Origin of the sequence: Flavobacterium noncentrifugens, assembly GCF_900100375.1 — a bacterium.
Lineage (GTDB): Bacteria > Bacteroidota > Bacteroidia > Flavobacteriales > Flavobacteriaceae > Flavobacterium > Flavobacterium noncentrifugens.
Genome location: NZ_FNEZ01000003.1, coordinates 196081 through 219570, shown reverse-complemented (window position 1 = coordinate 219570; position 23490 = coordinate 196081). Strand labels below are relative to the sequence as shown.

The following is a 23490-nucleotide window of genomic DNA, read 5'->3' as shown; positions in this document are numbered from 1 at the left end:
GCCGTATTATTCAAAGCAGGCGACCAGGTTCCGTTAATTCCGTTATTCGAATCCACTGGCAAAGCCGATAAAGCTCCACCGGAACAAATCGCTGAAACCTGCGTGAAGGCTGGCGTTGCATTCGGGTTTACCGTGATGGTCATCGTAGCTGTGGTTGCACATTGGCCAGCTGCTGGTGTAAACGTATAAGTTGTGGTTTCCAGATTATTCAAAGCAGGCGACCAGGTTCCGTTGATTCCATTATTCGAATCCACTGGCAAAGCCGATAAAGTTCCACCGGAACAAATCGCTGAAACCTGCGTAAAAGCTGGCGTTGCATTCGGGTTTACCGTAATGGTCATTGTAGCTGTGCTTGCACATTGGCCAGTTGCTGGTGTAAACGTATAAGTTGTGGTTTCCAGATTATTCAAAGCAGGCGCCCAGGTTCCCGGAATTCCATTGCTCGAAGTCGTTGGCAAAGCAGATAAGGTTGCACCGGAACAAATGGCTGAAACCGGTGTGAATGTTGGTGTCGTCGCAGTGTTTACGACAACTGTCATTGATGCCGTTCTTGCGCACTGTCCTGAATCCGGTGTAAAACCATAAGTGGTCGTTGCCGTATTATTTACTGCAGGCGACCAGGTTCCGCTGAATCCGTTGTTTGACATTGTAGGTAAAACAAGATCTGCACCTGGACAAATCGCGGCAATCTGTGTAAATGTAGGCGTAAGGTTGTTGTTGACCGTGACGGTCATGGTTGCGGTCGTCGCACATTGGCCGGCCGCTGGTGTAAAGGTATATGCTCTTGTAGTTGTGGTACTGAAAGTTGGCGACCAGGTTCCGGTAACGCCATTCGTTGAGGTCGTTGGCAGGGTTTGGCTGGAATCCCCGGAGCATATCGGGCCAATGGGTGTAAATACAGGCGTTGATTGCGTACTCAAGGTAACCGTTACAGCTAGACGTGTGGCACTTTCGTTGTTTGAAATGGTTTGAGAGGCATAGTATGTTGTGCCATTGACAAGAGGCGTGGCAGAGGAAAGCTGGTTTCCTTCGGTTGCCGCATTGTACCATGTTATTCCTTGTCCGGTGACAGCAAGAGAAGCTAAAGTCCCGGATCCGCAGATGGTTTGTGACGTATTGCCACTCGGTGTCTGAATACCTGAAAGTCCGTTGATGCGTGCAATGTAATTCATAGACTGGCTCTGATAGCGCGTAAATAAACCAGAAATAACATATCGGTTATTGGGGTAAGCTGCAATGGCCTGTACCATCGCCCCTGGAGAACCAGGGTTAAAAGTATTGTCTAAAAAACCATTCGCAGTCAGCCTCAAGATATGGCGTATGGTAACACCACCATATTGACTAAAATAGCCTACGGCAATAATTTTATCGTCTGGTTGCACTACAAAATCAAGGAATCTCTCGTTTGTTGCACCTGTAAGTTCAGGAAGTGTTCCGTTAGATGTGATCACGGTGCCATTTGGGTTAAGGATGACAATCCCATCCTTATTTACACCATTGATAGTATATGCAGCATTGGCGACGATGTTCCCGTTAGACTGAATGCCCATTTTCCCAACAGCTGTGGATGAAGCCGGTGTAAATGTCGTGTCTTTTGTGCCATCTGCATTTAATCGCGTAAAGCCATTGACAGAAGATCCGTTATACGAACTGAAACTACCTGAAACCAGTACTTTGCCGTCGGGTTGCATGCAAAGCGAATATACAGAGGAATTGAATCCGGAGCCGACTACAAAACTTGTATCAAGCGTTCCGTCGGCATTGAGCCTGGCAATGTTCTTAGAAGCGACGCCATTGTATTGCGCAAACTGCCCTACTATGATAATCTTCCCATCAGGCTGGACGACCATATTGCTAATCCATGACGTTGGCGTTTCCACAACTCCGGTTCCTCCGGCATTAAATGTGGTATCGAGTGATCCATCGGTGTTTAACCTTTTGAAATGGTAATACAGCGTGGTCGAGTTTACATCATTTGTATAATGGCTGATGGTCAGGATTTTTCGATCGGGCTGAAGCGCGATTTCGTTGTAGTTTTCGTATATCAGCAGGTTGCCCATTCCGGTAAAAGTTGGGTCCGGGCTGCCATCGGCATTAAGCCTGATGATCCTGTTGAAGGGAACACCTTGATAAGTATCTCCCTGGCCGGCAACGAGAATTTTCCCATCGGGCTGGACTGCTAAAGCGTCCATGCCATCTTCAAAACCGGTTCCGATCTGGAAGGTTGGATCGAGTTGCCCCGGAATCAGATTTTGTGCAAATACAGTCATCCCAAATAAAAGGAATGCGAAATGTAAAATTTTGTTCATTGAATGTGGATGTTTGGTTTGGCCGCGAAGTTAAGATTTTTCTTGTATTTTTAATTATCGAATTGTTAATAGTCAGTAAATTAAAGGTTGGTATTTTAGAAAATCGTAAGAGGTTTCAGTTCCCTTTTCTATTTTTTGTCGCTTGGCCAATAATTTCACGTTGAAATTGTTTTCGATGCAATTATAGACGAAAAAAAAGAAGAATTCGTGAAAAATGAATAACCGTTGGGATTTATTACACCAGCGGTCTGATTTAGAAGAAGAACGTTTTTGGATAAAGATTTAAGAATTGAGATTGCATTGCAACAGTTGTGAGTCAACGTTGTTATAACCTAATTTTCCCTGCAGGCACATTCGTGCTGCTCATTTAGATACGCGATGGTTGCTTTGCACATTTTTTCCAACACAGCAATATTGATATCGGCCATTTTATTTACATAAATGCAGGCTTTGCCCATCTTGTATTTTCCAAAGCCCTCCAATAAATGTTTATTGTTTGCTGTTGGTGAAAAAACATATAATGAAAATGCGGCTTTGCGCGGAGAGAAACCAATCAGCGGCATATCGCCTTCATGTCCGCTGTCGTATTTGTAATGATAGCTGCCAAAACCAACAATTGTTGGGCCCCACATTTTAGGTTTAAATCCAGACCATGCGCTCATGAGATCGATTAATTGAAAACTATCGGCTTTTTTTTGATCGGTTGCTACGGCTGCGTTGATAAAATCGGTTGCGCTGACCTGCGTTTCATTTGTCTTGTTTTTATAAGCCATATTTCCGTTGGTATTCATTTTTTTGTACAGAATTAAATGTCTCGCCGAGTTCCGAATGCTGTGAAAAATGCGCGTAAGCAGATTCTTTGGTAAACCGAAACGAAATTACAGAAATATTGGTCAATTTTCCAAAAACCAGATCATTTGCTTCACCGCTAGTATTTTTTTACCTGCTAAAATGCAACTGTAATATTTTTATTTACAGTACTTCAGGGTTGGCAATGTTTGTCGGATTGCCAATGATGAAATTCATTGTGTTTTCAAAGGTTTCCCCAAAATACAATTCGTATCCGTTTTCAACGTAACCCAAATGCGGTGTGCAAACTACATTGGGTAATTTAAGGAATTCAGAATTTTTGTTGTAGATAGGTTCATCTTCATATACATCCAGTCCGGCAAATGTTGGTTTTCCCATTTTCAGGCATTTTAAAAGTTTTCCCTTTTCAATGAGTTCTGCTCTTGCAGGATTTATCAATACTGAATTTTCTTTCATTGATAACCAGTCGCTTTCTTTGACTATTTCCAGTGTTTTTTCACTAAGTCGCAGGTGCAAAGTAATAATATCAGCCGTTTTGAAAAACATTTCTTTCGACTCCGTCATCTCAAATCCATCTGCAACTGCTTTCTCACGTGAGGTGTCACTTAACTGTCATTTGGATATTTATTTGATGCCCGTCGTCTGTTGTGCCTGCTTTTAACGTTTCCCGTTCTTACAAGCGGAACAGGAACAGGATTTTATCTGCAAAAATAAAGCTTTGTGTTTTTAGGCAAACATTTCCTGCTGAAATCTCAGGTTGCAGTCCGGTACTTCAGCGGTTCGTTTCGTGAAAATTTATAATTTATCTTCAGCTTCATAAATCCACTCTGGTGCATTATCTATTTCCTGCCTCAGTAATAAATTCAGTTGGGCGCAATGGTGTTGTACGTGCCGCATGTTGTAAAGCAGGATTTCAATGATGTTGTATTTCATTGTTTTGGATTGGTTGATCCAGTCAAGGCTGGAATTTTCATTATTCAGGTTTCCAATTAATTTTTTGCACTTTTTCCTGCAGTACTCCACATAAAACAACAACTCCTCTTTTGAATAGGTCCTTTCCGGCATCCGGTCTTCAAACTCTGAAAAGGAGAATATTTTTGGAGGTTCGAAACTTTCAGGATTGCGGGTTAAATAATAATCCAAAAAGAATAAACAGTGATAGGCATGATACCAAAATTTCTTTTCAGTATCCCAAAAATGAAGCGGACAAAGTGCGATGGCATTTTTTAGCATATCGATGCTTGCCCCAAATTGCCGCCATAGGATTTCTTTCGGTAATTGTTCCATGCTGTTTAAAATTTACTGGTTCTTTTTTACTTGCCACTTTTTAATTTGCTTATATTTTTCACCCAATTAATTGCATCCTTCATAGGTTCTTCAGAGTCTGAAAATGCGGTATTGTGCCCCAGGTCTGGAAACAATTTATAGTCATACTGTTTGCTTTTGGATTTTAATCTGTCAAGGTATTCTATTGACAAATTTACGGGAACCTGAATGTCTTTACCTCCAAAAATCCAGAGTCCCGGGATTGATAATTCAGAAAGCATATCGGTGGGATTTGTGTCAATAAACGCATACCTGTCCGGGTCGTTAAATACGTGTTTTCTTGCTTCTTCTTCTGAGTGCATTTCCCAAAAATTTGTATCCCCATTTGTATAAAATTGGAACCTCAATTGTTCTTTAGCCGTTACAAGTGAGCCGCTAAATATCATCATAAATCTGACTTTCGTATTTTTGGCTGCAGCCAATGGAATGATCCATCCGGCCTGGCTTGCGCCCATTAATCCAATTGGCAGCTGGTCATTTGATACAGATTTGGATAAAGCGTTTACTGCAGCACTCGCATCTAAAGACAGAAGGTTCAGGTTTTGGAAATCAATATTGTTCGTTCCCACTTCGGGTCCGGCATACACACCGGCAGATGCCCCGATGCCGCGTTTGTCATACGTTAAAACTGCAATTCCGTTGTTGGCCAGGATTGTCGCAAATTCAATCATTCTTTTTTCCTGCCCCGATCCATGGACAAGCACAACGGCAGCCTCTATGTTGCTCGGTATAAAAATCGTTCCGGCGAGTGAAACTCCTTCACTGGCAAATTTTATTTCCTTAGTCTTAAAGCCTGGTGGAATTGCCGATGCGTAACCGGTGACAAAAAACAACAACATGAAGAGTGCATGCCTGCATGATTTTTTTGCTTTTAGCCTGTTTTTAAAAATTGCCGGTTTATTTATATTTTTCATTTTTTAGGTTCTTTTAAATAAATCAGGTCTTCGGTTTGTGGTATCACTGTTAGCGTTTCGCGGCTGACGAATTCGGTAAAAGCAGCAGCTGCATCATCTAAGCATTAATCACCAACCTGCCCATAAGTCTCTACAATATGGCGTGTTACAGGTTTCAGGGATTCGCCGGTAATCGGATGCACGCCAGGCGCATTAAAAAAGTCTACCACATTATTATCCTTACTGTACCAGACTGCTGGTTTTCCGTTAATGAAAAACCTTGTTTTTTCTGAAATGGTCAATTTTCGAAATGCTGTAAGTTCAGCACTCCACTCAATGATACGCGCTTCATACAGCGACTGGATTTTTGCGCCTTTACAGGAAACTGCTTCGTAATGGTCGGTTGTCCATTGCAGGCAATCCTTTGCCGGATATATTTCTTTCTTTATTACATAGCCTGCAAACAATAATGCGATTGCCAATAGTGCTGCTACAGAAAACTTTTTCGGTAATGTATTTCCTTCTGAAGCATGCTCATTTGTTGGTTTATGAGCTGATTCTTTTTTAATTACTGCTTCCGGATTAACGTTCTCCTGAAAGGCTGTTATTTCTTCACCAGGTTTTCCTGCTTGCAAATCTGATGGCGGGGCCAGAACATTCGATTGCTTTAATTTCAAAGAAAAAGCTTTAAAAGGGCGGGGCTTATAGCCAATTAGTATCGCTGCCATTTCCACTCTTAATTTATCTGTCGGTGAAGTTCCGTTTTTGATAAAATTAATCACCGACTTAGATCTGCCAATATCAAAGTTTTCTATTGCTTTTCTTAAATCAATTTCTTCATTTACATTAAAAAAATTACGAAATATAACCAGGTCGTCTGCATTTAATCCTGCGCTGTAAAGCCCAAGGCAAAGTTCCCTTAGAACAGCAGGCGAAATACTTTTAAGCCTGCCTGTAAGATCCTCAGTTTTTACTGTTTCATAAAACTTTTGGATGGCATTTTCATAAGTGTCAAATGTAATTATCTCCATAAATATATCGGAATTATCAGAATGATCGGAATTGTAACGGAATGACCGGAACGACCGGAATTCCCTTGCAAACACGGCACTTAAACACCATTTCTTTGCCTAAGAATCAGTTACTGGCCTGGCTTGCAATCAGGGCAAATGTACAAAACTGATTTTGATAAAGTGTTGCTGTACAGGAGCAAAAAGAAGATCCGGGAAGTATCATCCCAAACTTCTGCTACAGCACGCTTACTTCCCAAAAAAAGTAAGGAATAGTTCCTTAAACCGTATTGCGGAACCAAAATGATCCGGGCTGACTTTCAGTACCGACCGCAATATCCATGTTTAATTTCTAAAATTTTTAAAATGAAAAAAGTTATTATATTATCTGTTTTGTTTGTTTTCTCATGCTGTTTGTTTTCATGTACCGGCGACGATTTGCCCGCAGCAACTGCTGTTCATGCCGCAGATCCTTTAGGCGGACAGGGCGGAGTCATTCCGACACCTCCGACACCTCCAAAACCATAGGTCAGCAGGTGTTAAAATGAATTATTTTACTAATTTCGGGGAATGATAACCAACAAGTTATATTCCCCGTTTTTATTTTTAATCGCCACCGCAGCGATATTGGTTTCTGGATGCAACAGGAACAATTCCTCCAACAACATTGCCACACAAATTTCGACAATCAACAGGCAGCTTGAGGCGACAGCCCAAACCAAACTTCCGGCAGCTGTAAGAATAGATAGCGCTTCGGCGGCCTATGAACGATCCGTCACACTCGATAGTGCTATTTTTATCTGGAAAGCATTTAATGCAAAATTCAGTTTGCTACAAGCAGGAACGCCGGAAAAAGCAGCTGCATTCCTGCGGCAATATACAGACAACTCCAGGCTGCGAAAAGACACGCTTAACCTTTCTGTAGGACTGTTTGAAACAGGCAAAAAATTTGAAGCCATAGACAAACCCGACAGTGCCTATTATTACTACAATGCCTCAAGGATGCTTTCTGAGATCAGGAATGATAGTGCAGCTGTAGCCGAAAAGCTAATGAATATAGCCCACATGCATTACATCTATAATGATTTTGCAGAATTTGAAAATACGACAACTACAGCACTGAAATTTCTCCCTAAAATTCCGGCCACGGCAACTGATTCGATCTACAGATTGATTGCCTATAACAATTACGGACTTGCATATACCAATTTGCACGAATATGAAAGTGCGCTTCAGTATTACCGCAACGCGCTTTTGGTAAACACCAATAAAGAATACCGCAATACGATCCTGAACAATATTGCACTGGTTTACATGCAAATGGGCAATTATAAAAAAGCAATCGCAATGCTTTCTGGCCTGAAAGAATTGGAAACAGTAAAGGCCAACCAGCAACTCCTTGCAAGAATCCTGGACAATCTCGGCTACAGCCAATGGAAAGCAGGGATGGATATCGGGCTTTTCCACATGCAGCAGGCTTTAGAGATACGCAAACGCCAAGAGGATTTGTTTGAAACGACGACATCTGAAGTCCATCTCGCAGAATACTATAAACAGCTTGATCCGAAAAAATCGAAAGCGTATGCCTACAAAGCCTATCGTGAACTGAGCCAATTAAACAGCACCAACGACCGGTTGGCAGCTTTGAAATTATTGTCTGAAGGCAATGCTCCCGAAAGTAAAAGCTTCGCCGATGCTTACATCACCATAAAAGACAGCATCGATGGCATACGCCAGATAGCGAAAAACCAATTTGCCAAAATCAAGTACGATTCCAAAATAGCCAACGAAGAAAACCGCATGCTCAGGACCCAAACCCAATTGCGTGCCCTGCAAATGGAAAGAAGCCTATGGGTCAATATCGGGCTCGGGTTTATGCTGATTGTCTTTGCAGTAATTGCGCGACTGCTTTTGCTATTGTATCGCAAAAGGCATAAAAAGGAAAAGATATTGGAAGCTTACCAAACCGAACGGCGCATTTCCAAAAAAGTCCACGACGAACTCGCTAACGATGTATTCAATACGATCACATTCACACAAACGCAGGATTTGTCAGACCTTTTAAAAAAAGAAACTTTACTGACAAACCTGGACAGCATTTATGAACGTGCCCGAGACATCTCGCGCGAAAACAGTCCGATAGATACAGGAATAAATTATCCGTTGCAGTTGCGCCAGCTGCTCGCGGAATATCAAAGTGACGAAATTAAGGTGATGATCCGCGGATTGGATGCCATGCCATGGCAAATGATGGAAGCCGACAAAAAGCAAATCATTTACCGTGTATTGCAGGAATTGATGGTCAACATGAAAAAGCACAGCCATGCTAAAAATGTCGTGCTGCAATTTGTGATGGAAGGAAAAAAAGCAAAAATAAGCTACAGCGACAATGGTGTCGGGATGGATGCATCTACACTATTTTTGAAAAATGGCTTACAAAATGTGGAAAACCGTATTCATGCTATCGGTGGCCATATTATTTTTGAATCCGAACCAGGGAAAGGTCTACAGTCAACCATCTTATACCCGCCAGAAAATAGTAATTATGTTTAAAAAAATTTTAGTAGCCGAAGACTCAGACGGACACAACATCGCCGTAAAAAAAGTATTAGACCAGTTGTTCCTTACCGCAACTTATGAGCGCTATTGTGACGATGCATTTTTAAAAATCAGGAAAGCCATGCAGGACGGCGCACCATATGACCTTCTAATCACCGACCTGTCATTTATGCCCGACCACCGCGAAGCGAGGCTCGCCTCAGGTGAAGACCTGATCGCAGCGATCCGCTCCTTGCAACCTGAACTTGATATCATAGTGTTTTCGGTTGAAGACCGTTCTTTGCAGATTCAGTCTCTTTTCAAAAAACACCACATTGCAGCTTATGTTTTTAAAGGTAGGCAAAGCATCCCCCAGCTGGTAAACGCCATAGGTGATGTTGCTGGCGGAAAATCCTATATTTCTCCCGAAGTCAGCGCAAAGCTCCACGACAAATCCCTGGATGAGATCGATGATTATGATGTAATGCTGCTGCGCCAAATGGCTGCAGGAAACAAGACTAATGACATAGCAGCCCATTTTAGAAAAATAAATTTAGAGCCTAACAGTGTCAGCGCAATCGAAAAGCGCATCAACAGGCTTAAGATTTCTTTTGGCGCACAAAACGGAATGCATCTTGTGAGTCTTGCCAAAGATCTGAAAGTCATCTGATAAATAAAATTGGCTTTACGGAAAACCGTATGAAATGAATTTATATAGTAATTAAGTTTGGTTGAATTTTAAAGACAAACAATGATGAAAAGCTATTATGTTAACAAAAACAAGCAGGCCAACGGCGATCATGAAGTGCACCTGAACGATTGCAGGTATTTTCCAGAGGCAGACAACCGGAAATATCTCGGCGAGTTTGACAACTGCGCCGATGCGGTAAAAGAATCGAAGAAAACCTATCCGAAGTCCAATGGCTGTAAGACCTGTTGCCCTTCGTGTCACACCAGTTAAAATGTTAATAAACAATTGTAAAAACACCTTAGAGGGTGTTTTTTTATTTAAGTTTGACCATTAATACAAACAACATGCGCCAATTCTTTCTGCTTATTACTGTATTTTTTCTCACTGCTTTTGAAACAATCCCCAAAACTTGGAAAGTCATTGCAATTGCCGACGGCGACACTTTTACAATTCTCGAAAACAACAAACCCATCCGCATCCGTGTGGACGCGATCGATGCACCAGAAAAAGGAATGCCGTTTGCCAAAGCCTCCAAAAAATACCTTTCCAACTTGTGTTTCGGGAAAATGGTCACCATTCACGCTGTGACGATCGACCGTTATGGACGAACTGTCGCACGGGCAAGCCTGACTGATGGAAAAGACATCTCAACCGAAATGATCCGGGCGGGCTATGCCTGGCATTATAAAAAATATTCCAAAGATATATTATTGTCCAATCTCGAAATCCAGGCGCGTAAAAACAGGGTGGGGCTGTGGAAAGATAAAGAGCCAATAGCACCCTGGGAGATCAGGAAACTACACCGCAAAGGCATTTCTACAAAAAAAATCCTCGAAGCCAGCCGTCAATAACTGCGAAATAATGATGCCATTTACGGTTTTCCGTAAAGCTGTTATTGCAATACCGTTTAAGTTTGGATCCTAAACCAATAACGATGCATTGCAAAACAGTACCCTTAGCTTTATTACTAGTTGCCACATTAGCCTCCTGTAGCAGCGCTAACTTTTACCAGGTTTATCAAACCGCCTCCGAAACAGTCAAAACCAAAAGTGACCGCTACATAAGTTATGAAAATGACCATTGCCGTGTGAGTTATGACCTGTGGTCAGAAAATGGCAATGCTGGCTTTACTTTTTACAACAAGACGACAGAAGTCATTTACCTGCACCTCGACGAAAGTTTTTATGTGATGAACGGCGTTGCACACGATTATTTCCAAAACCGCACCTTTCTTTCAGGCAATAATGCGGTTACTGCAAAAACGGCAGGGATGGGCTTCGGGCGTTATGGCATTATCAATACACTTTCTTCCACGACTGTCGACAGCAAAATGAGCGGTGTTGAGGTTTTGGAAGCAAAAACCATCGCGATCCCGCCTAATACGGCAAAACGCATCTCTGAGTACGACATCACACGCGAACTGTACCGCGACTGCAACCTGTTGCGTTTTCCATCAGCACGTAAAGTCACAACCAAATCATTTACAGCTGAAAATACCCCGCTGAAATTTTACAATGTGTTGAACTACACGCTCGGAACCAACGAGGCACGGCAAAAAATCACCAATGATTTTTATGTAACAGCTATCACGAATTATCCTGAGAAAGAGGTTATCGAATCGGTACGCAAAGATTTCTGCGGCGAAAAAGAGGCATTGGCAACTAAGGAAATGTCAGGCGTTGCTCCTGATAAATTTTGGCTGCGGTACCAGAAATCGGAAAAAGACAATCGCAAACATTGAAATATTTGTAGGTAAGATATTTAATTATCAAAATAGTTTCAATTAAATTTTCACATTAAACGAATAAAGAGTGGCTGTTCATCTGTCAAAATCATAGCCAGTAATACCATCCTTAAATTACCTGCCAAAATACGACGCCCGTTTATAAGTTACCCTCCAAAATCTAAAACAAACAAATATGAAAAAAACAATTTGGTGCCGCGAGGCGTTCATCTTGCTTTGGGTCTGTGGTATGACCGGCTGTCAGGAAAAACCCGAAAATCTTCCGGTTCGTACTCCCATACGATCCACTTCAAATGTGATGATGCCCGCAATGAACGGCAACGCTGCTGAAATTGTGATAGCGGATGGTGCTGTTGTGTATTTATGTAAAAGTGCAGGTGCCAAATGTTACCACCTCAAACGCGATTGCCGTGGATTAAAAAGGTGCAGACACATGGTAGAAGAAAGCGATAAAGAAACCGCCGAGAATATAGGATTAACGATGTGTAGTTATGAAAACTAACTAAATATTATATGAAACGAATCTTCTTTCTGATGGATGAAATGAAATATAACCAATTAAGCAAACAAAAATAATATGGGTTTCCGGTTCAGCAAGAGAATAAATCTGGGTAAAGGTTTAGGAATAAATATAAGCACCTCTGGCATTAACCCAAGTCTTCGGACAAAGTTTGGCTCCATTAGTAGTAAAGGCTTTTCTGCGAATGCAGGAAACGGAATGGGTTATAAAAAGCGCTTTCAAAATTCCGGCTGCCTTGTGTTTTTGGTACTGAGTATTATTGCTTATCAGTTTTTCAATTTAATTTAAATAACAAACAATGGATTCAAATGTTTTAACCATCCAATTAAAAAGTCATTTTTTGAGATTATACCAAATGGCTTTGACCGATGACAATTTTAATGTTCTTGAAATGCAGATGCTCTATTTTTTTGCAGATGAGCGCGGCATTCCGAAAGAAGAACTTGAAAAGCTTTTTGTGAACCCTGTAAGTTATGAGCCGGAAATCCCGGTTGATTTGCACACACGAATAGAATATCTGTATGACCTTACAAGGATTATCTGGGCAGACGAGAAAATTACAGACGACGAAATGAATACCCTGAAAAAGTACTGCAAGAAATTTGAGTTTCTCGATGAAAATATCGATGATCTCGCGAATTACCTGATCGATTGCGTGAAAACCGGTGTTCAGAAACAAGATATTTTTAATCAATTAAACGCATAAGCCATGAAATCACTTCAGCAATTATTTAGTTTAAAAAAATTGGAAGAGCCGGCATTAGATGCTTTCGAAGACCAGGAAGAAGACAGGGAACAAATCAGGATCACTTATTACCAAAGCGGTTTTGCAGCTTCAGTTAAGGCTACGGGCAAACCTATTGTGCTGCGCGCCTGTCTGCAAAATCTTTTCAGTAGTTTTGAGGACCAATGCCGTAAGCAAAAGCAGGAGCAGGAAAAATTAAAGCAGCCTTACAGGGAAGAGCAGGAGAAAGAACGTACTGAATTAAAAAAGTGTGAAATTGCCATTGGTGTTTATGAAAAAAAAGACCAGGATTATAGTGATTCCATCGATCTCAAGAAACAGGAAATGGTAGAGGTAAAACTCAATCCAGATAAATATATTGAGGATGGAAAAGGACAAAAGGCACAGCTTTATATAGGAGCGATCTTGTTACTCCCAATTACGCTTTACCTTTTGGTGTTTTATATTTCAGCATCTTATTCTGCTTTTTTTAAGGAATTTGCAGATGACAGCCTTACTGCGGCTATTTTTGATGCCGATGCATTGAAAAATTCCCTGAAAGCGAGTTGGCTAGAAGGCGTATTGGTGGTTACGATTCCATTTGTATTTATGGGACTTGGCTATGTTATTCACATGGTACAGAAAACCAAGGGCCTGAAAAATATTTTCAGGATGATTGCCCTTTTCATAACGACCTTTATGTTTGATGCTTTACTGGCTTATCAGATTGAGAAAAAAATCTATGATTTTAATAAAACATTAAATTCCGCACCATACGACTTAAAAGTGGCTCTGGCTGAAGCAGAATTCTGGATGATTATTTTTGCAGGATTCGTTGTGTACATCATTTGGGGATTGGTATTTGATTTTGTCATGAAAGAATATGAGAACCTCGATAAAATAAGAATGTTTATCAGGGCAAAAAAAGAAGAAATTGTCAACCTGGATAAGCTAAAAGCTACAAATACAGATAAGATAACCGACTTTAAGCAACAGGCGGCAACGATCAATGGCGCCATTTCTTTGCTGCAGTCAAAAATAGACGGGTTTGTGTTTCCGATAAAAGAATATCTGAATTACCACCACCAATATAAAGAAGGCTGGTACCAGGCGATCAATACAGAAATCGCACTGGCACATCGCGAAAAAGAAGAGCTGTTGACACATTGCGAATCGGTGTCATTAGAACATCTTAAAGAGCTCGATCTTACACAGCCTGAATACCAACAAGTTGTTTATTATTCAAAAAATTAATTATGAGAAATAATACACTATTCGTCCTTGCGATTGTTTCGATGATTTTTTATTCATGTAAAGACACCGATGCACAAGATGAGCCCGTTAAGATTAAAGATACTTCCGGGAATTTAAACATTAGCATATTGCTGGATTTATCAGACAGGATCAGTCCAAAAAAGTATCCTAACCCAACTATGGAATACTATCTTCGGGATGTGGGATATATCAATTCTATTTCTGAAGCTTTTAATGCACACATCAGAGGAAAAAAAATAAAGCAGATAGATGACAATATCCAATTGTTTTTTGATCCGGCACCTCTAAAACCCGAAATCAACGCCATTTCAAAAGACTTGAAAATCAGACTTGATAAAGAAAATGTGTCAAATGGGCGCATTGCAGAATTGGAAAGAAAATATAAGGAAGAGCCTAAAAAATTGTATCAATTGGCAATAGCCGATGACCATTATATCGGTTCTGACACCTGGAAGTTTTTTAAAACGAAGGTGAATGATCATTGCATTGAAGAAAATCATCGCAATATTTTAATAATACTGACCGACGGTTATATCTATTATGAAAACTCGCTCATGCAAGAGGGCAATGAAACGTCATATCTTACGCCGGCATTAATACGCAAAAATGGTTTGACGACTTCAGATTGGAGTACGAAACTAAACAACGGAAAGTTTGGTTTTATCAAAGCCAATGATGATTTATCCCATCTGGAAATTTTGGTGTTGGGGATCAATCCGGATAAAAAAAATCCGTATGAAGAAGATGTTATAAAAGCCTATTGGACAAATTGGTTTGAAACAATGAAAGTGAAGCGATACGAAATAAGGAGCGGAGAGCTGCCTTCTGATGCGGATAAAATCATAAAAGACTTTATTTTAAATAAAAAGCCTTGAAAAAACTTTTTGCAATATTCGTATTACTCCTGTCATCCTGTACAACAAATTATTTTTACGTTACGTTAAGCGATGATACGCCCCTTTACAATACCAGAAGCGAATCAGGGCAGCCGTACATAACAATTCCAGCTCAGAGCCAGCTATTTATAAGCCGCAATGGTGCCACTTACAGGCAGGTTAAATACAACAACCGCAAACTTTGGGCAGTCAATCCTAATTATACAATTTCTTCCGGATATGAGAAAAAATCCCCGGGTCCTGCCGCCTCTTCATCGCATTTGCCTTCTGGTAAAACAGTTCAGGTAAAAGGGTATACCAGAAAAGATGGCACTTACGTGAGGCCACATACGCGTAGTGCCCCGAGAAGAAAATGATGTTTTAACCAAAGTAATACATCAGTACAAAAAGGGACTCTGTAGACTGCCCTCAAAAAGGCAGACACTTATTTGTGGCATTTTTATACATCATTATAAAATCGCATCACTTTACGGATTTCCGTAAAAAGACCTCAAATTACAAACCTATTTTTGACTATTAATTTTTTATTAATCTTAACCAAATAAAACTATGGCGCTATTCGCGATTCCGAATCCAAAAAAATCAATACAGGTAGACTTTCCGGTTGAGGTTGTAAAGCAAAGTGTAAAAAATATCAATTTGATAAACGACAAATATAAATTTACTTCGGCGAATGAAATTTTTAACCAATACACGTATGAAGCACTTGAGTTCTTAAGCCTCGGCGTTTTTATAGATATCAATCTGAATGCTGTGAATGAAAACAAAACGGAAATCGTAGTTGAAGTCCGCCGAAAACTTGGAAGTTTCAATCAATCACATGAAGTCACAAAAGCAAATGAGCACCTTGTAAAAATTTTCGATGCCATTGCCAAACTCACAGGAAAAACAACTGCCGAAATTGAAACCCTGCGAAGTTTTAAATCGCCGCCGGTTAGAACAGTGCAATCGAAAAACCACGAAACGAATTCCTTTATGACAACTCAGGCCTGGTATGAGAAAAAATGGCTGGTAGTGCTTATGTGCATTATTTTTTTTCCAGTAGGGCTTTACGCGTTATGGAAAAATTCGTCAATTGCAAAGGGCTGGAAAATCGCTGTCACCGTGTTATTGGCACTTATTGTAATTGCAAACCTTAATGATAATAAAAAGGCCGGTGCCCCTGAAAATGCTGAGTTGGCAACAACTGCAGATGCAACTGCTCCAGGTGGAGTTGTTATAGGACAAGTACTGAAAACCGATTACTTTGAAATTACAGTTAACAAAGCCGAACTGTCAGACCAAATTAATACCGGAAATCAATTTACCGATTTGAAACCCGAACAGGGTATTACATATCTGGTTATCAATACAACTTTTAAAAATATAGACAATGAAAGCAGAATGCTCATCGACGGCTCTGTTTGGATAAATTATAATGGAAAAGACTATGAGTTTGATAAATCTGAAACCGTAATGGCTGAGGGATGGGGTCTTATGCTGGATCAAATCAACCCTTTAACATCCAAAACAACAAACCTCGTATACAAAATACCTTCAGAAATAAAAGGCAAGGCCAAATGGCAGCCAGGCCGGTCGGATGATGATGAAGTGATTCTATTGGGTACGCTTTAATTTACAAAAAGTAATCATTATTAAATCAAACAATATGGAAAAGATTCAAGCAATTAAACCCGGACCAAAACCAAAAACAGAAGGTGGTTCCGATGATAAAAGACGGAGGGTTAATCCCGAAACAAGGCCAAAGCACCCTGATCTAAAACCACACAAACACATCGCAAAGGATTAAGAAACATTAAAAATGACGCCACCCGACAGGGTGGTTTTTTTTTGGATGTTTTCAAGACAAACATCCAGCAATTTTCAGATTTACCGCAGAATATTTCATTTAAAATCAAATTATTTCCTAAAAATTTCCATTGTCACCTCAGGCGTAATGTAAAGCACCATTCTCCATATCCACAGTTAAGCGCCAGGGCTGCATCGGTGTACATTTTTGATTTATCGATTGTCTATATTGTTTAAATTATTAAATCTAAAATTATTAATTTAATTAAAAATGCTTATTCTTGTCAGACATTAGCGGCAAATACCACTTCATGCACATCATGTAAACCCAATATGCTTTTCGGGAAGTAAAAAGAAAGAAGTAATTGATCCTATCGTTTCAATGCAAAATGTGCCTTAAATTCTCTTGATACGCCCATACTATTCATATAGGTCAATACAAACCAATAGTCATCTGATGGCATAGGCTGTCCTTTATAAGTTCCGTCCCAACCCTGGTCTTGTACTTTTATCGATGCCAGGATTTTACCGTAGCGGTCATAAATCGTAATTTTTGCAGTAGGTTGGCTTTGCAATGCAGAAATGTTCCATGAATCGTGATAACCGTCGTTATTTGGGGTGAAAATTTTAGGATAGTTGATTACTTTTATGGCTACAGAAAATACTTCTGAACATTGATCGGAATCAGGAACAAACATATAAGTGCCTGTAGCAGATGCAGTCGCAGCGATACCCGAAGGATACCAGGTTCCTGCAATACCGTTGTCGGAAACCGTCGGCAGTATCTGCAGACTATCTAAAAAATAATAATCTGTTATCAGGTTAAACACCGGTGTTGTAATGGCAGCAACTTCAACCGTCAATTCAAACTGATGCGATATAACAGAGCAAACACCTGAATCAGGAGTAAAGACATAAGTCTGCATCCCTGGATTTGAGGTGTCTATGGCAGCGTGACTCCAATTTCCGATGATGCCGTTGTCTGAAATATTGGGCAAATTTTCAGGAACAGCGTTTTGGCAATAGGAGGTAGTGATGTTAAAAACCGGACGGTCTGACCCCGTAACTGTAATGTTCAATGTAATTTTTCCAGTGTTGCATTGTCCTGCATCGGGTAAAAACACATACACCGCTGTTCCGGCGGACGAGGTATCAATTCGTTCCGGAAACCATGTTCCTGTAATACCGTTACTGGATATGACAGGCAAAATATCGGGCACTGCATTTTGACAATAGTTCGTACCAATACCAAAAACAGGAGTCATTAGTGGATTGACCACAACACGCAACGAAACCGCTGCAGTGGTACATTGTCCGGCATCCGGAGTGAAAATATAAGTTGTGGTTTGTGAATTGTCCGGAGCAGGCGACCATGTTCCGGTAATTCCGTTTAAAGAAACGATTGGCAATGCCGGCAATGCTTCTCCGGAACAAATCGGAGCGACGGTATTGAAAATGGGCGTAACAGACGGATTTACTGTAATCGTTAAAGTTTGTCCGGTTGCACACTGTCCGCCATTCGGAGTGAAAGTATAGATTGTAGTCTGTGTATTGTCAAGGGCTGGAGACCATATTCCGGTGATGCCATTTAAAGAAACGGTTGGCAATGCTGGCAACAATGTTCCGGCACAAATCGGGGGAACGCTATTAAAAGTAGGTGTAACAAGCGGATTTACTGCAATTGTCAAAGTCTGGCTTGTAGCACATTGCCCTACATTTGGAGTGAAAGTATAGGTTGTCGTTTGTAAATTGTCTAAAGCTGGTGACCATGTTCCAGTGATGCTTTCCAAAGAAATGGCAGACAATGGTGGTAAAGAATCTCCCGCACAAATCGGGGGAACGCTATTAAAAGTTGGCACAACCGACGGATTTACTGTAATGGTCAAAGTCTGGCCAATCGCGCATTGCCCCACATCAGGAGTGAAAGAATAAGTTGTCGTTTGAGTATTGTCAAGGGCTGGTGCCCATGTTCCTGTAATCCCTTCTGACGAAATCATTGGCAATGCTGTCAATGTTGTTCCTGAACAAATCGGGGAAACGCTATTAAAAGTGGGCGTAACAGGCAGATTTACTGCAATCGTCAAAGTCTGGACAGTCGCGCATTGCCCTGAGTCAGGAGTGAAAGTATACGTTGTGGTTTGGGTATTGTCCAGGGCTGGCGACCATGTTCCAGTAATGCTTTCTAAAGAAACAGCAGGCAACGCTGGTAATGGATCTCCCGCACAAACCGCGGGAACGCTATTAAAAGTGGGCGTAACAGGCAGATTTACTGTAATCGTCAAAGTTTGGGTAGTGGCACATTGTCCTGTAGCAGGCGTGAAAGTATAAGTTGTAGTCTGTGAATTGTCAAGGGCTGGTGCCCATGTTCCAGTAATTCCTTCTAAAGAAACGGTTGACAATGCTGTCAATGTTGCTCCCGTACAAATCGGGGAAACACTATTAAAAGTGGGCGTAACAGGCAGATTTACTGCAATCGTCAAAGTCTGGCCGACTGCACATTGCCCTGCATCTGGAGTGAAAGTATAAGTTGTAGTTTGAGAATTGTCTGGGATTGGTGACCATATTCCCGTGATGCCTTCCAACGAAACAGTTGGCAATGCTGGTAATGAGTCTCCCGCACAAATAGGGGAAACGCTGTTAAAAGTGGGTGTAACAGGCAGGTTTACTGCAATCGTCAAAGTCTGACCGGTTGCACATTGACCTGTATCAGGAGTGAAATTATAAATTGTGGTCTGTGAATTGTCCGGAGCAGGCGACCAAGTTCCCGTAATGCCTTCTAAAGAAATGGTTGGTAATGCCGGTAATGATGTTCCCTGACAAATCGGGGAAATGGCATTAAAAGTAGGCGTCAGTATTTTTATTTCTACCTGCCTTGTTTTTGTTTCAGTCAATCCGCCCGGTGTGGTAATGGTAAGCGTAATGGTGTAGGTTCCTGAATTGGCATAGGTGTGTGTCGGGCTTATTGCAGCCGACGTATTGCCGTCTCCGAAATTCCATCCGATTATAGTATCCGGGCAACCTTCATAACTCAGCAACATGTTAGTTCCCAAACAAAAGGTGTTGGTGTCGAATTCCCCGTTGATCAAAATCTTCGGATCAAAAAGCGAGGCGATAAATGGCGGCAAACCAAGTGTACAACCCACAATACTGACGCCGCTTGGATGAAAAGCCGCGGTTGCATAATCATTCGGGTTCGTTATATAAGAAAGGGAATTATACATGGCGTGGTAAATTCTGCCATCGAGTGCCAATTGTAAGGAACCTGCCAAAGATTTCGATAAATCTGCCTGTTGAAACAGCGTGTTTTCAGAAGCGGGAACCGAGACAGCCGTTAAATCATATTTATCAATTGCGGCACTGACCTTATAAGGTTCGTAAAGATCACCACACGCACTTGCAAAATTATAAACGTCATAACTGCTGTACAGCACTTTACTGTCTGGGGAAAATTCAACACCGTAATAGGTTCTTCTTTCACTGGAAAGCGAATTGAGAACGGTTTCATTACTAACAATTCCTGTAGCATTGTCAAAATCATACAAACCCAATACACCGCCATAAGTAAAAGTAAGGGCACAGCCGGGAGTAAAATAATTAACCGGGAACAAACTAAAATCGGATGCTTTAATAGCAGTAAAATGGGCAGCAGCTAACTTCGTTCCGTCCGGAGATGCTTTAAGCTGGCCAATGGCATACGTATAAAAAAACTTGTCATTTACTTTATCCGGTACATTTACACCTACCTGTGACACTACAGGACTTATATTTACGCCTGCAGCGGTTACCGAAAAAGAATAATAGCGGTTTAGATAATGCGTAATCACCCAATAACCCGAATGGTCGGCTTTAGCTACGGCAGTCAGTTTTTCAGAACCTTTCTGAACGCCACTCAAGGGCAGCGGAATGTTTTTCTGGCCTGCTACCACAGCGCCTAAACCGCCATTTAATGATAAATCCACTACAGAATAATGCATTCCGTTTAGGGAATAAGTAGTAAAAACATAGTAGATATTCGGATTGTCGGGTTTTGGAATGATAATGGCCGACTGCGTACTTGAAGCATCGCCTAAAAGGGCGTTTCCGTTTTGCATAACGGAATTATCCTTTGACAAAAGCATCTTCCCATCGGTATAGAAAAGTAAATTTCCACACTTGTCCGAAATGCTGGCACAACCTTCATTCGTATACAAGCTTCCTGAAGTTACAGATGCCGCACCGGATGTAAAATTCAGGCCTGCAAATTGTCCGAATTTCCAATGCGCGGTTTCAAGCTGGGCTTGGGCTTGCCATGCGATGAATAAAAATATGATTTTGTATAGGTGTCTCATGTGTGGGTATGGTTGTGAAAACAAAGCATCGGCATGTCCATAAAATCCCGGCACGATGAAATCCTGCCGGGAAATGGATATTATATGCTGCTATCTGAGCCAAAATAGGATAGGAGCAAAATAGTAATATCAGTAATGGTATTTTTAGATTTTGATGTTTTTCGGATATACTGAAAACATCAATCCTTTATAATTTTAAAAGTGTTGATTCCTTTGTCAGTCGTCGCTTTTAAAATATAAGTTCCTTGTTGGAGTGCACTTAAATTCACCTCCTGGATGGCATTTGACTGCTGATTGAAAATCAATTTCCCGAGTAAATCATAAACCTGAACCGATTTCAATGTATCATTTCCTTTAAAATGCAATACAGTTGTCACCGGATTTGGATAATAAGCAAAGTGGTCTGCACTTATTTGTACAGTGCTCAAAGAGGTATCTATCAAAATTGCTGTGGCAGCGCTCATGCATCCTGCGGCAGATTGCGTGACATAATAAGTCGTTCCGTTAACCGCTACAGTCGTTTCAGGGAGTTCAGTTGTCAGGGATTCATTGGCATACCAGGTTAAAGTTCCTGTGTGTGCGACAATTAAATTGGTCAAGGTCATTCCTGATCCAGGATTTTGTGTGGCATTTGCGGTCGGGGCAGATAAAGGTTCGCCAACGGCAATTGCAACGGCAGTTCTTTCAGAAGTACATCCGGTTAAAAGGTTGTAAGCCTGCACCCAGTAAGTGGTATTTGCCATCAATGCATCCGTTACAAAAAGATTGCCGTGGTACAGGTATTCCATATCGTTTGCGTTGGCATACCAAAAAATGACATTTCCTGGTGACGTTGCATGCAAAGAAGCTTCATTTCCTGAGCAAATGGCAACTGCCGTTTCATCAATGGTCAAAACAGGCAACGGATTGACCGTAATGACGATTTCTGTCCTGGCTGTTTTACAAAATCCGCTTACCGCTTCGACCCAATAAGAAGTCGTTGCTGTCAAGTCGGGCGTTTCAAAATTGGTTCCTGTAAAAACAGGTGCTTCTGCCATGGCTGAATCGTACCAGTTGACGGTTGCCGCTGTAACATCTGCCGTTAGGTTAACAGATGATTGTGCGCAAATCCTGTGCGTGGTATCAATAGTCAATTCCGGAACCAAACAATCAGGGCTTAGTTTTACGACCCAGATATCATAATCGCCGTGATTTCCGACTACATCGCCGTCATTTGAATTCGTTCCGCCCACTGTTATAAAGCCACCCTCAGGCGTTAAGGCCATTCCGAATATCATATCGCGCTGACTGCCCCCGTAGGTTTTTGACCAGATAATGTCGCCTGTAGCCACATCAATTTTCATTAAGTGCTTGTCTTGAGGGAACATCGAACCTACCACTAAATTTCCGTCAGCGGTCACTTCGGCTGCCATAAATCCTCTCATGTCGGGATAAGTCCTGTTCCATTCTAAATTTCCTTCATCATCTAATTTTATGATCCATCTGGTATTAAGATTGTCTACTCCGTTTGTGACATCACCGTCAGCTGATGAGGTTACGCCACAAACGATATACCCATTTCCAGGCAGTTGTTTAACAGACTGTGCGTCCTGACCACGACTTCCGCCAAAAGTTTTAGACCATACGATATCACCCGTTGCACCCGTTTTGACAACCCATAAATCTGCAATCCCTTTGAGCGGTGGTGCGTCTCCGCCTACAGCAGAAGTAGAACCCGCAGCTACATAACCGCCATCTGAAGTTTGCTCGATGCTTGAAAAGCTAGACGAACCATCATAACCTCCATAAGCCCTTTGCCACAGGATATTTCCGGCAGCGTCTAAATTTACGACCCAGGCATCACTGTCAATGCCGCCGTCTGCCTGGTGGCTGTCTGTGACATCACCGCTACTGGAGTTGCTGGTTCCGGAAATGATATAGCCGCCGGTAGAAGTGAGCTTGATGTCAGTCAGCAACTCTCTGTAATTCCCACCCAGAGTTTTCTGCCATTGGATCGTTCCGACGCTGTCAATTTTGACGATCCAGTAATCATTTTGGTAATCGCCATACCAAACATCTTCAAACCACCAATCGCCATGGGTTCCCGATACATCCATATTGTTGGAATCTGTCATGCCGCCAAGGATGTAACCGCCGTCTGGGGTAGGAACTATTTTTCTGGCCTCGTCTGAATTGGTTCCGCCATAATTTTTAGTCCATTCAATGGCTCCGGCGTGGTTTAATTTTGCGACCCAATAGTCGTAAATTCCGTTGTTCGCCGTTACATCACCGTCGACCTTATACGTATTTCCGATTGCGATGTATCCGCCGTCAGGCGTATTGGCGATACCAAAACCTTCATCACCTTCTGAACTGCCAAGGGTTTTTGACCACTCAATTCGGGGTGCGACCTGTGCATTTGCCAATCCCGCTCCAAGAAGTAATAAATAAAGTAAATGTTTTTTCATTGCATGATATTATTAATAGTTAGTGTTTTTTATCCGTAGGCTCTTAAAAATTGGTTTTAAATTTATAGGAGCAAGCCCAATTTTCGCCCTCATTAACCTGGGAAGTTTTACCGTCCGAGGATTTTTAATGGCTGAAACAAACATATTGGAGTTTTGAAAAAAAACCTAAAAAAGACCTACTACAAATCTAC

General features: G+C 41.4%; 19 protein-coding genes and 2 pseudogenes. 13 read left to right on the top strand and 8 right to left on the bottom strand.

Translation table 11 applies throughout. The features are described 5' to 3' along the window. The 6 genes and pseudogenes from BLS32_RS18500 to BLS32_RS10520 all read right to left on the bottom strand — a co-directional run. Positions 1-2309, bottom strand: a pseudogene (locus BLS32_RS18500) (hypothetical protein); the annotation flags it as partial. Positions 2310-2641: 332 nt separating this feature from the next. Then, a complete protein-coding gene (locus BLS32_RS10540; protein WP_245699412.1) occupies positions 2642-3100 on the bottom strand; it encodes a DUF1801 domain-containing protein in 459 nt (152 codons plus the stop codon). A gap of 181 nt (positions 3101-3281) precedes the next feature. After that, positions 3282-3698, bottom strand: a pseudogene (locus tag BLS32_RS10535) (NAD(P)-dependent oxidoreductase); the annotation flags it as partial. Positions 3699-3914: 216 nt separating this feature from the next. Next, entirely contained in the window at positions 3915-4406 is a 492-nt protein-coding gene (locus BLS32_RS10530) for a DinB family protein (protein ID WP_091395244.1), read from the bottom strand. Between the two features lie 26 nt (positions 4407-4432). After that, the gene (locus tag BLS32_RS10525; RefSeq protein ID WP_091395242.1) at positions 4433-5359 is read right to left on the bottom strand and encodes an alpha/beta hydrolase family protein; all 927 of its coding nucleotides are present in this window, start codon (positions 5357-5359) and stop codon (positions 4433-4435) included. Between the two features lie 104 nt (positions 5360-5463). Further along, entirely contained in the window at positions 5464-6369 is a 906-nt protein-coding gene (locus tag BLS32_RS10520) for a hypothetical protein (protein ID WP_091395239.1), read from the bottom strand. 345 nt (positions 6370-6714) lie between these two features. Here BLS32_RS10520 and BLS32_RS18495 point away from each other — a divergent pair, with 345 nt between their 5' ends. From BLS32_RS18495 to BLS32_RS18485, 13 genes are all read left to right on the top strand, one after another. Beyond that, on the top strand, positions 6715-6876 hold the full coding sequence (locus BLS32_RS18495; protein ID WP_170227621.1) for a hypothetical protein: 162 nt from the start codon (positions 6715-6717) through the stop codon (positions 6874-6876). Between the two features lie 42 nt (positions 6877-6918). Then, on the top strand, positions 6919-8901 hold the full coding sequence (locus BLS32_RS18490) for a tetratricopeptide repeat-containing sensor histidine kinase (RefSeq protein WP_091395236.1): 1983 nt from the start codon (positions 6919-6921) through the stop codon (positions 8899-8901). Next, positions 8894-9556 (top strand): response regulator transcription factor, encoded by a 663-nt coding sequence (locus tag BLS32_RS10510; RefSeq protein ID WP_091395233.1) that lies wholly within the window; start codon positions 8894-8896, stop codon positions 9554-9556. The genes BLS32_RS18490 and BLS32_RS10510 overlap by 8 nt, the downstream gene beginning before the upstream one ends. Before the next feature lie 81 nt (positions 9557-9637). Next, the gene (locus BLS32_RS10505) at positions 9638-9847 is read left to right on the top strand and encodes a hypothetical protein (RefSeq protein ID WP_245699408.1); all 210 of its coding nucleotides are present in this window, start codon (positions 9638-9640) and stop codon (positions 9845-9847) included. Positions 9848-9921: 74 nt separating this feature from the next. After that, complete coding sequence (locus BLS32_RS10500; RefSeq protein WP_139171749.1) at positions 9922-10428, top strand: thermonuclease family protein; 507 nt, start codon at positions 9922-9924, stop codon at positions 10426-10428. A gap of 83 nt (positions 10429-10511) precedes the next feature. Then, complete coding sequence (locus BLS32_RS10495) at positions 10512-11318, top strand: hypothetical protein (RefSeq protein WP_091395223.1); 807 nt, start codon at positions 10512-10514, stop codon at positions 11316-11318. 178 nt (positions 11319-11496) lie between these two features. Further along, the gene (locus tag BLS32_RS10490) at positions 11497-11823 is read left to right on the top strand and encodes a hypothetical protein (RefSeq protein WP_091395219.1); all 327 of its coding nucleotides are present in this window, start codon (positions 11497-11499) and stop codon (positions 11821-11823) included. 358 nt (positions 11824-12181) lie between these two features. After that, complete coding sequence (locus tag BLS32_RS10485; protein WP_245699407.1) at positions 12182-12547, top strand: hypothetical protein; 366 nt, start codon at positions 12182-12184, stop codon at positions 12545-12547. A gap of 3 nt (positions 12548-12550) precedes the next feature. Then, positions 12551-13819 (top strand): ABC transporter permease, encoded by a 1269-nt coding sequence (locus BLS32_RS10480; protein ID WP_091395213.1) that lies wholly within the window; start codon positions 12551-12553, stop codon positions 13817-13819. 41 nt (positions 13820-13860) lie between these two features. Continuing rightward, positions 13861-14715, top strand: a complete 855-nt coding sequence (locus tag BLS32_RS10475) for a hypothetical protein (RefSeq protein WP_245699405.1) — start codon at positions 13861-13863, stop codon at positions 14713-14715. Next, on the top strand, positions 14712-15092 hold the full coding sequence (locus BLS32_RS10470; RefSeq protein WP_091395207.1) for a hypothetical protein: 381 nt from the start codon (positions 14712-14714) through the stop codon (positions 15090-15092). The genes BLS32_RS10475 and BLS32_RS10470 overlap by 4 nt, the downstream gene beginning before the upstream one ends. A 193-nt stretch (positions 15093-15285) precedes the next feature. Continuing rightward, a complete protein-coding gene (locus BLS32_RS10465; protein WP_091395202.1) occupies positions 15286-16350 on the top strand; it encodes a DUF4352 domain-containing protein in 1065 nt (354 codons plus the stop codon). 34 nt (positions 16351-16384) lie between these two features. Then, positions 16385-16525 (top strand): hypothetical protein, encoded by a 141-nt coding sequence (locus BLS32_RS18485; RefSeq protein ID WP_170227620.1) that lies wholly within the window; start codon positions 16385-16387, stop codon positions 16523-16525. Between the two features lie 370 nt (positions 16526-16895). Here BLS32_RS18485 and BLS32_RS10460 read toward each other — a convergent pair whose 3' ends face one another. Next, positions 16896-20852, bottom strand: coding sequence for a T9SS type B sorting domain-containing protein (locus tag BLS32_RS10460; protein ID WP_091395199.1), 3957 nt, complete (start codon positions 20850-20852; stop codon positions 16896-16898). A gap of 179 nt (positions 20853-21031) precedes the next feature. Beyond that, positions 21032-23299, bottom strand: a complete 2268-nt coding sequence (locus BLS32_RS10455; RefSeq protein WP_091395196.1) for an Ig-like domain-containing protein — start codon at positions 23297-23299, stop codon at positions 21032-21034. Positions 23300-23490 lie beyond the last annotated feature (191 nt).